Below are 9,053 nucleotides of genomic sequence, written 5' to 3' on the forward strand. Positions count from 1 at the left end.
CCTACCGTCTCGGGCATGGTGACCGACCTGAGCCGCACCGTCCCGTCCGTGCCCGACGCCGCCGACGGCGTGGCGTGGCTGCGGGCCTCCGTCGTCCGGTTCAGCGAGGGGGCCGCGCACGCGCGGCGCCGGGCGCTGGTCGAGGCCGAGCTGGCGGGAATCGACCCGGAGGCGTTGCGGGAGTCGGCCTCGCGCGGGCGCGGCACCGCCGTGGACGTGCTGGCCGAGGCCCTCGGGCTGCCGGTGGACGCGGCGGACGTCGAGGTGGTGGCCCGCTGCTACCAGCCCCACGAGGTGATCACCGACGAGGCCGACGAGGCGCTGGCCCGGCTGGTCGCCGCGTGCGGCGGGTACGACGAGGTCACCGCCAACCGGATCGGCCTGCTGGTGCAGGCGTGCGCGGCCACGGCCGCCCTGGTCGCCGGGGTCCACCCGCCCGTGCCCACGACCCGCCGCGTCACGCCCGACGGCGCGGTGGTCGAGGTCGACCTGACCGACCACCCCTTCGGGCTCGGCGCGCACGCCTGTCCCGGCGAGCGGCACGCGCTCGCCATCGCGGAAGGACTGACCCGGTGACGTTCCACGACCTGCACCACGCCGACCGGCCGCTGGTGCTGCCCAACGCCTGGGACTTCGCGTCCGCCGCCGCGCTGTGCGCCGCCGGGTTCGCGGCGATCGGGACGACCAGCCTCGGCGTGGCCGCCGCCGCCGGGCTGCCGGACGGCGAGGGCGCCACGCGGGACGAGACGGTGGCCCTGGCCCGGCGGATCGTCGGGCTGCCGGTCCCGGTGACGGTGGACGTCGAGTCCGGTTTCGGGGGCGACGTCCGGGAACTGGCGGCGGAACTGGCCGAGCTGGGCGTCGCGGGCGTGAACGTGGAGGACGGGCGGCCGGGAGGGGTGCTGGCCGACCCCGAGGAGCACGCCGGGGTGGTGCGCGCGGTCCGGGAGGGCGGGCCGGGGCTGTTCGTCAACGCCCGCGTGGACACCCACTGGCTCGGGGTGCGGCAAGAGTCCACTGTGGACCGGGCGCTGCGGTACCGCGACGCGGGGGCCGACGGGGTGTTCGTGCCGGGACTGGTGCTGGAGGAGGACATCGCGGCGGTGGTGGCCGCCGTCGACGTGCCGCTGAACGTGCTGCACGTGCCCGCGCTGGGCGTTCAGCGGTTGGCGGAACTGGGGGTTCGGCGGATCAGCACGGGCTCGCTGCTCTTCCGGGCCGCGCTGCACGCCGCGGTCGAGGCGGCGAACGCCGTCCGCGACGGTGGGGCTGTCGCGGACGGCGTGCCGACCTACGCCGACGTGGTCGCGCTGACTACGCCGGGTTCTGGGCGTGCGTCAGGGTTTCCCAGGCGATGAACAGGTTGTCGGTGCCCTGCGGGCGCTGCTGCTCGGTGTAGCGCTGGGTGTTGGCCATCCCGATGCCCAGCCGGGTGTTCAGCGCGTTGAACGCCACCTCGGTCGTCGGGCCGAGGTTCTGCTTGCGGGTGCCGCCGCACAGCCAGGACGGCATCGCCTCCAGCTGGTAGCGGGCGTGCAGGCCGTACGCGTGGCGCATCCGGTCCTGGTTCTCGCCCCACAGGTCCTGGCCCTGGTGGTGGGCCGTCTCCGCGATGTGCGCGGCGGCGGCGAGGCCGTAGCCGGTGTGGGTGAAGTCGCGGCACGTCTCCTGGCTGACGCCGTCCTGGAACGTGGACTGGTCGTGCCAGTAGCTCACGATCTCGGCGCGGGTGTCGATGCCGCTGCCCGGCGGGGTCTTGGGCAGGGCGCCGTCGCTGGTCAGGTAGACGTACGCGGGCAGCCTGGTGCGGAAGATCGAGACGGCCTTGTCGTAGGCCGCCTTGTCCTCCAGGAAGACCGCGATGCCGATCGAGGCCTCCATCATGCTGAGTTCCCAGTTGCCGTTGGTGTTCGCCAGGCCCGCCTGGATCTCCGGCAGGTAGACGGTGCGCAGCATCGTCGCGAACCGGGTCGCGTTCGCCGCGGGCCAGCCGGTGTAGGTGTAGCGGATGATCTCGGCGGCCTTGGGCCACGACGACCCGGACCACGCCGTCTGGAGCCGGGCGTTGCTGTTGGTGTGGTCCTTGATGACCGGGGACCACGCGTCCATGATCTGGATCGCCTTGTCGGCGTAGCGGGCGTCCTTCGTGACGTACCAGGCGAGCGACAGGGTGTACGCCGCGATGGCGTCCTCGCGCTCGTCGGTGCAGCCGTGGTTCGGGTTCGAGTAGGAACCGCATTCGACGACCGCTCGCGGCTTCGGAGTGCGGGTCAGGGACGCGTACTTGCTCCCCATCATCTGGTCGTAAGCGGCTTTCCACGGCTGCGCGTTCGCGAGCACCTTGGTGCGCATGAACTCCAGTTGCGGCCTGCTGACGAGCACTCCGGGGTGGGTGAAGGTCGCGGGGGCCGCGATCGTCACGTCACCGGCCGGAGCGGGAGCGGCTGCTGTCGCCACCTGTGTCCCAGCTACCGTGAGCAGGGCGGAAAGGGCTGCTACGACGAGTTTCGCGCGCAAGGGTGAAGGGGTCATCGGGTCTCCTCGCAGGGGTTGGGGAGACCGCCAGTGTCGATGGTCCAGACCAGTTAGGTCAATGTTTTCCAGTACCGGAAATTTTTTACCCGCTATATGCACGACCGGTCAGACTAAGATTATTCATCCATGTGAACATTTGAATTGGGGAAAGGCCGCCACGCATGCCAAGAGTGAAGTTCCAGGACCTCGAACTCGAGTACGACACCTTCGGCGACCCGGCCGACCCGGCGCTGGTCCTGGTGATGGGGCTGGGCGCCCAGATGATCAACTGGGACGTCCGGCTGTGCGGGCTGTTCGTCGACCAGGGGTTCCACGTCGTCCGGTTCGACAACCGGGACATCGGCCTCTCGACCGAGCTGGCGCACCTGCCGGTGCCGGACTTCGCCGCCCTCGCCGCCGGTGACACCTCGACCGCGCCCTACCTGATGTCCGACATGGCGGCCGACCTCGTCGGGCTGCTCGACGCCCTCGGGATCGAGCGGGCGCACCTGGTCGGCGCGTCGATGGGCGGCATGATCGTCCAGCAGGCCGTCATCGACCACCCGGAGCGCGTGCTCAGCCTGTGCTCGATCATGTCGACCACCGGCGACAAGAGCGTCGGCCAGGGCAGGCCGGAGATCGTGGCGACGTTCGGCCAGCCCGCCGCCGCGACCCGCGAGGAGGTCGTCGAACAGCGCCTGGCCGCGTCGCGGATGACCCGATCGCCGGGCTTCGAGGCGGACGAGGACGCGGTGCGCGAGCGGATCGCGGCGAGCTACGACCGGTCGAACCGGCCGATGAGCACGCTGCGGCAGCTGGCCGCGATCGTGGCGTCGCCCGACCGGACCGAGGGTCTGCGCGGGGTGACCGCGCCCGCCCTCGTGATCCACGGTTCGCACGACCCGCTGGTGCACCGGTCCGGCGGTGAGGCCACGGCGGCGGCGATCCCGGACGCCGAGCTGATCATCGTCGACGGCATGGCGCACGACCTCCCGCTCGACGTGTGGCCGACCGTCGTGGAGGCGGTGACCGCCAACGCGAAGCGCGCGCGGTAGGACGTGAGGGTTCATCGGCTGTTCACCGGTTGTCCCACGTTGTCAGGGTCCCTGCCTGGACATACTCCGCGACGACGTAGCTGCCGACCCGCGAACGGTGAGCCCAGGACATGTCGCACCACCACCACGATGGCCACGAGCACCACCACCACGAGGTAGAACCCGTCGAGGGCAGCTGGCAGGACCCGGCGGACGACCGCCCCATCGCGGTCGCCCGCCGGAGGTTCCTCGCCGGACTCGGCGTCGCCGTCGGCGGCGCCGCGCTGGCGAGCACGGGCGCGGGCACCGCCGCGGCGACGCCCCGGCCGACGAACCGGTGGGGCGCGCCCCAGCGCTGGTACGCGGGCGACCACCACATCCACACCCAGTACTCCGGCGACGGCCAGTACACGGTCTCCCAGCAGGTCGCCGAGGCCCGCAAGCACGGGCTGGACTGGATGGTCATCACCGACCACGGCGGGGTGGCGCACCAGAAGCTCTCCATCGACCAGGTCGCGCCGGACATCGAGAAGGCCCGCCGGTCGAACCGCGACATCCTGGTCTACCAGGGCCTGGAGTGGAACATCCCCGGCGCCGAGCACGCGACGGTGTTCCTCCCGCCGGGCCGCGGCACCGTCGACATCCTGCGCGCGTTCGAGGCCGGGTACGACGGCGGCATCCTGTCCACCTCGGTCGCCAACGGCGGCAGGGGCCTGATCACCCGCTCCACGTCCGCCGACGGCGAGCCGTACGCGCTCGCCGCGCTGCGGTACCTGGAAGCGCAGGTCCTCAGTGGACGGACCGAGATCGCCCTGATGTTCGCCAACCACCCGTCGCGGCGCGGCGTCGACAGCCCGCACGAGCTGCGCGGCTGGCGCGACGCGGCACCCGGCGTGGCCGTGGGCATGGAGGGAGCGCCCGGCCACCAGGCCGCGGGCATCTCGAAGGCCTCGGGCGGTCGCGGCGGCGCTCGCGGCTACTACGACTCGTCGCCCGGCGTCGACAGCCACCCCGGCTACGCGCCCACCGCGACCGAGAACCCGTACCGCACCTACGGCGGGTTCGACTGGATGACCGCGAAGGTCGGCGGTCTCTGGGACTCGATGCTGGCCGAGGGCAGGCCGTGGTGGATCACGTCGACCTCCGACGTGCACCAGGTCTTCAACGACACGCTCACGCCCGGCCCGCAGGACCACGACAAGACCGGCAGCAGGGGCGCGCCGGTCGACTCCGGCGTGAAGCAGTCCGGGTTCGGCGACTTCTTCCCCGGCTTCTACAGCCAGACCGTCGTCGGGTCGCGCTCCCGGTCCTACGCGGACGTGATGCGCGGCCTCCAGGCGGGCAGGGTGATCGCGGTGCACGGCAGGCTGATCGACGGTCTCGACCTGCGCGTGCGAGCGCTCGGCGAGGGCGACGAGCAGGGCGTCACGCTGGGCGGTCGCACCTTCGTGAAGCGCGGTGGCTCGGTCGAGGTCACCATCGAGGTGACCGGTGCCGGAGGCCCGAACTTCGCCGGCGCGGTGCCGAAGCTGGCGAAGCTCGACCTCGTCGCGGGTCCGGTCACCGGCCCGGTCAGCGACCGGGACGCGCTGTCCGCGCCGGGCACGACCGTGGTGAAGTCGTTCGAGGTCAGCAAGAACCGGTCGAGGTTCACCCACGTGTTCCGCGACGTCCCCGGCTCGTTCTACCTGCGCGTGCGCGGGTCCGACGGCAAGCGGCTCACCGCGGACGGCGGACCCGTCATGGACGTCGTCGGCGACGCGGAACCGTGGAACGACCTCTGGTTCTACGCCAACCCGGTGTTCGTGGACGTGGTCTAGTGCGCTGGGTGCGACTGGTTCCGGAGTTCACCTCGGTGGGCGCGCACTTCGACCGCGAGGTGCTGTCCGCGCTGGACAGGGCCGGTGTGGCGGCCGACCTCGTGCTGACGCACGTCGAGCGCGGCGACCCGGTGGCCGCGACGGTGGTGTTCGCCAGGATCACCGGCGGGCTCGCGCCCGGCACCGAGGTCGACCCGCCCGCAGAGGGGCGCTGCGCGCGGTTCCCCGGCCAGTCGAGCCTGGTCGGTGTGCACCACGTCGCGGAGATCGTCGAGGCCACGGCGATCGACCAGGTGGTCGGCATCGGGGCCTCGGTCACGCCCGACACGCGCGTGGACACCGCCGGGTTCGTCCGGCCGCGGTACCGCGACGGGCTGCTGGTGCTGCTGGTCGAACCCGCCGCGGGCGGGGTGTTCCAGCCCGCGGAGGTCGAGCAGCCGCACGAGTGCTGCGGGGGAGCGCACTGACGAGCGCCTCGTGGCCGGTCAGCGTCCTGACCGGCCACGAGGCGCTCGCAACGGCTAGGTCCGCGCGGGGGTGAGCAGGTCGCCGAGGCCGATGCGCTCCAGGAACTCCACCCTGATCCGGTCCGCCACGGCGGAGACCTCCTCCGACCCGTCGTTCGCCGGGTCGACGTGCGTGCGGAACGGCCTGGTGCCGAAGGGCTTCCCCACCACCTCGACGACGGCGTCCGCGACGGCTGACACGTCGGAGTCCGGCGCGAGGGCGGCGAGCCGCTCCGACACCTGCTCCGCGAGCCCGGCGTAGCGCGTCTCGTACGCGGCGACCGTGGCCCGGTCGGCAGGACGGCCGCTGTTCGGGAAGTGGTTGGTGCCCGTGGTGAACGCGCCCGGCACGATGATCGCGGTCTCGATCCCGAAGCGGGCGACCTCGGCCGCGCAGCTCACGGCGACGGCGTCCACCGCGGCCTTGGCGGCGAAGTACGGCCCCAGGTAGGGCGGCGTGCCGCCACGGGTGCTGGTGCTGCCGGTCCACAGGAGCAGGCCGCGGCCCTGGGCGCGGAGCAGCGGCAGCGCCGCGCGGTTCACCCGCTGCGCGCCGAGCACGTTGGTGTCGTACACCCGCGCCATCTCCTCGGGCGTGAACGCCTCGGTCGGGCCGGTGACCATGTGGCCCGCGTTGTGCATCAGCACGTCGATCCGCCCGTGGGCGGCGTGCACGGCGGCGACGGCGGCGTCGGCCGACGCCTGGCTGGAGACGTCCAGCTCGACCGACCGCAGGTCGACGCCGTGCTCAGCCGAGAACCTCGCGTACTCCTCGACCTTGGGGGCGTTGCGGTCGTTGGTGCTCCGCATCCCGGCGTGCACGGTGTGGCCCGCGCGGGCGAGCGCCTTGGCGGTCAGCTCGCCGATGCCGCTGGACGCGCCGGTGATCAGGACTACCTCGCTCACGACGTGTGTCCTTTCGAGACGGTGGGGGTCAGACGATGCCGCCGTTGGAGCGGATGGTCTGGCCGTTGATCCAGCGGGCGGGACCTGCGAGGAACGCCACGAGGTCGGCGTGGTCGGACGGCTGGCCGAGGCGCTCCAGCGGGGCGGCCTTCGCGAGGTTCGCGATGGTCTCCTCGTCCTTGCCGTCCAGGAACAGGGCGGTGGCGGTCGGGCCGGGGGCGACGGTGTTGACCGTGATGTCCCGGCCGCGCAGCTCCTTGGCGAGGATCATCGTGATGGCCTCGACGGCGCCCTTGGTCGCGGCGTACGGGGCGTAGGTGGGCGCCCGGAGCCCGAGCACCGACGTGGAGAACGTGATGATCGCGCCACCCCCGCGCACCCGGCGGGCGGCCTGCTGGCCGACCACGAACGTGCCGCGGACGTTGGTGCGGTGCATGCGGTCCAGTGCGTCGAAGTCGATGTCCGCCACGGCCGACAGGTACATGGTGCCCGCCGCGTGGACGACCACGTCGACCCCGCCGAACGCGGACTCGGCCGCGTCGAACAGCGCGCTCACCTGGTCGACCTCGGCCACGTCCGCCCTGACCGCGATGGCGTCGCCGCCCGCGCCGGTGATGGCGTCCACGGCGGCCCTCGCCTCGGTCTCGTTCCCGGCGTAGTTGACGACGACCGCGAAGCCCTCCCGGCCGAGTCGCTCGGCGGTGTCCCGGCCGATGCCGCGGGAGCCACCGGTGATGATCGCGACGCGCTTGCTCATGGTCCTTCTCCTCCTGGGTGTGGGGTAGCGCCGGTCGTCGCCGCGTGCGACGACCGCTGGTGCTGCTGGGTTCTCGGTGGGTCAGTCGGTGAGGCGGGTCAGCCACTCCCGCAGCACGCCCGTCTCGGCCGCCGTCAGCTCCTCCGGCGGTGTCCGGCGCAGCCGGACACCGAGGGCCGAGGCCGAACCGCCGTCGTGGCTCGCCGCCTCGCCGGTGGGCACGAGGATGGCCGCGTGGATCGCGTCCCGGACGCGGGTGGAGACGTCCCGGCCGTACAGGTCGCGCCGGGTGATGAGCACGAGCGCGACGCCGGTGTTGGCCGACATGACCATCTGCGCGGCCACCTCGGGCGAGACGCTCAGCCTGCCCGCGGCGGCGCAGCGCTCCAGCACCTCCAGCAGCAGCCGGTGGGCCTCGACGGCCGCGGCGGGCGTGCCGCTGACGGTGGGGGAGTACATCAGCCGGTAGTAGCTCGGGTTCTCCAGCGCGAACGCCACGTGGGAGTCCCAGCCGTCCCGCAGGTCCCGCACCGGGTCGGACGAGGGGACCGCGGCCCGCTTGCCCGCCAGGTACTTCTCGAAGCCGTGGTCCACGACCGCTGAGAGCAGGCCCTCCTTGTCGCCGAACTGCCGGTACAGCGCGGGGGCGCCGACACCGGCGGCTTCGCAGACCGCCCTGGTCGACACGTCCGCGATCGGCGATTCGGCGAGCAGCTCGGCCGCTGCTTCGAGAATCCGTGCTCTCGTGCTCATGGAAGCAACGCTAACACGGGAATCGTATCGACGCTACCGTAACTGTGGAAGCGTCGATAACACCGCGAGGGTCGTCCCCGACGTGCGGGGACGGCCCTCGTGCGCCGGGTCAGCGGCCCTGGCGGACCCGCACGACCCTCAGCTCCGGTGAGGCGAGGACGTCCCGCTCGCAGAAGCGCTCGGTCGCCCACTGCTTCCGCGAGTACGGCGTCGTCTGGTCGCTGAAGTGCGGAGACGTCGAATCGGACGACTGGGAGTAGGCCAGCAGCGGCGAACCTGTACCGGTTGCGACGAGAGTCATGATCGGGATGTCATCGCCGCACGAACCCTCTTGGCCACCGAACGGGCGGGCGCGCCCTGCGGAGACGGAGTCAGGCCCTTCCAGGAGGCGTCCGTTGTGAGGCGGGCAGGAGATGACCGCGGAACCGCAGAGCGGCGGGCTGGCGACCCGCCAGCCGGCGAGGGCCGAACGCAAAGCACCACCTACCTGCCCACTGCCAACACTTCCCGAAATCGGGACCAGCAATCCCACCGCGCCGGTCCACCCGCTGCCAACTACTTCCCGAAATCGGGACCAGCGACGCCACCGCACCGTTCCAGGGGTTTTGGAAGGCTCACCCTCCCCAACCACCCCCCCGCTTTCCCAATCCTCATGTCCCGTTTCCCTTGTCAAGGCATCTTTCCAGCCTTGACAAGGGAAACGGGGCATGGAGACACTGAACCGAGCGGGGGGGGGAGTTCACCGCACCGCCTCACCCCACCC

At 72.0% G+C, this 9,053-nt stretch carries 9 protein-coding genes and 1 pseudogene; 5 read left to right on the top strand and 5 right to left on the bottom strand.

Going from position 1 to position 9,053, the window contains the following annotated elements:
• Positions 1 to 576 (top strand): annotated as a pseudogene (locus AC156L_RS26655) (isocitrate lyase/PEP mutase family protein); the annotation flags it as partial.
• Positions 573 to 1,358: an isocitrate lyase/PEP mutase family protein gene (locus AC156L_RS26660; protein ID WP_330874062.1), complete on the top strand. Its 786-nt coding sequence runs from the start codon at positions 573 to 575 to the stop codon at positions 1,356 to 1,358. The pseudogene AC156L_RS26655 and the gene AC156L_RS26660, both read left to right, overlap by 4 nt.
• Here the strand turns inward: AC156L_RS26660 and AC156L_RS26665 are convergent.
• Entirely contained in the window at positions 1,315 to 2,457 is a 1,143-nt protein-coding gene (locus AC156L_RS26665) for an alginate lyase family protein (protein ID WP_484407354.1), read from the bottom strand. The two genes, AC156L_RS26660 and AC156L_RS26665, sit on opposite strands and share 44 nt — an antisense overlap.
• Before the next feature lie 239 nt (positions 2,458 to 2,696).
• On the opposite strand from AC156L_RS26665, the gene AC156L_RS26670 reads away from it, so the two are divergent.
• The 3 genes from AC156L_RS26670 (at position 2,697) to AC156L_RS26680 (ending at position 5,835) form a co-directional block, all read left to right on the top strand.
• A complete protein-coding gene (locus AC156L_RS26670; protein ID WP_330874060.1) occupies positions 2,697 to 3,569 on the top strand; it encodes an alpha/beta fold hydrolase in 873 nt (290 codons plus the stop codon).
• Positions 3,570 to 3,679: 110 nt separating this feature from the next.
• Positions 3,680 to 5,368 (top strand): PHP domain-containing protein, encoded by a 1,689-nt coding sequence (locus AC156L_RS26675; RefSeq protein ID WP_330874059.1) that lies wholly within the window; start codon positions 3,680 to 3,682, stop codon positions 5,366 to 5,368.
• 8 nt (positions 5,369 to 5,376) lie between these two features.
• Positions 5,377 to 5,835, top strand: coding sequence for a hypothetical protein (locus AC156L_RS26680; RefSeq protein ID WP_330874058.1), 459 nt, complete (start codon positions 5,377 to 5,379; stop codon positions 5,833 to 5,835).
• Positions 5,836 to 5,889: 54 nt separating this feature from the next.
• On the opposite strand, the gene AC156L_RS26685 is transcribed toward AC156L_RS26680, so the two are convergent.
• The 4 genes from AC156L_RS26685 to AC156L_RS26700 form a co-directional block, all read right to left on the bottom strand.
• On the bottom strand, positions 5,890 to 6,780 hold the full coding sequence (locus AC156L_RS26685; protein ID WP_330874057.1) for an SDR family NAD(P)-dependent oxidoreductase: 891 nt from the start codon (positions 6,778 to 6,780) through the stop codon (positions 5,890 to 5,892).
• A gap of 28 nt (positions 6,781 to 6,808) precedes the next feature.
• The gene (locus tag AC156L_RS26690) at positions 6,809 to 7,537 is read right to left on the bottom strand and encodes an SDR family oxidoreductase (protein ID WP_330874056.1); all 729 of its coding nucleotides are present in this window, start codon (positions 7,535 to 7,537) and stop codon (positions 6,809 to 6,811) included.
• An 81-nt stretch (positions 7,538 to 7,618) separates the two neighbouring features.
• Positions 7,619 to 8,290 (bottom strand): TetR/AcrR family transcriptional regulator, encoded by a 672-nt coding sequence (locus AC156L_RS26695; protein WP_330874055.1) that lies wholly within the window; start codon positions 8,288 to 8,290, stop codon positions 7,619 to 7,621.
• 109 nt (positions 8,291 to 8,399) lie between these two features.
• Complete coding sequence (locus tag AC156L_RS26700) at positions 8,400 to 8,591, bottom strand: hypothetical protein (RefSeq protein ID WP_330874054.1); 192 nt, start codon at positions 8,589 to 8,591, stop codon at positions 8,400 to 8,402.
• Between the last annotated feature and the right edge of the window lie 462 nt (positions 8,592 to 9,053).

This window comes from Umezawaea sp., from assembly GCF_057122925.1.

Coding starts and splice junctions, on each gene's coding strand:
- AC156L_RS26670 (WP_330874060.1), top strand. CDS start 2,697: ATGCCAAGAGTGAAGTTCCAGGACCTCGAACTCGAGTACGACACCTTC.
- AC156L_RS26675 (WP_330874059.1), top strand. CDS start 3,680: ATGTCGCACCACCACCACGATGGCCACGAGCACCACCACCACGAGGTA.
- AC156L_RS26690 (WP_330874056.1), bottom strand. CDS start 7,537: ATGAGCAAGCGCGTCGCGATCATCACCGGTGGCTCCCGCGGCATCGGC.
- AC156L_RS26695 (WP_330874055.1), bottom strand. CDS start 8,290: ATGAGCACGAGAGCACGGATTCTCGAAGCAGCGGCCGAGCTGCTCGCC.
- AC156L_RS26700 (WP_330874054.1), bottom strand. CDS start 8,591: ATGACTCTCGTCGCAACCGGTACAGGTTCGCCGCTGCTGGCCTACTCC.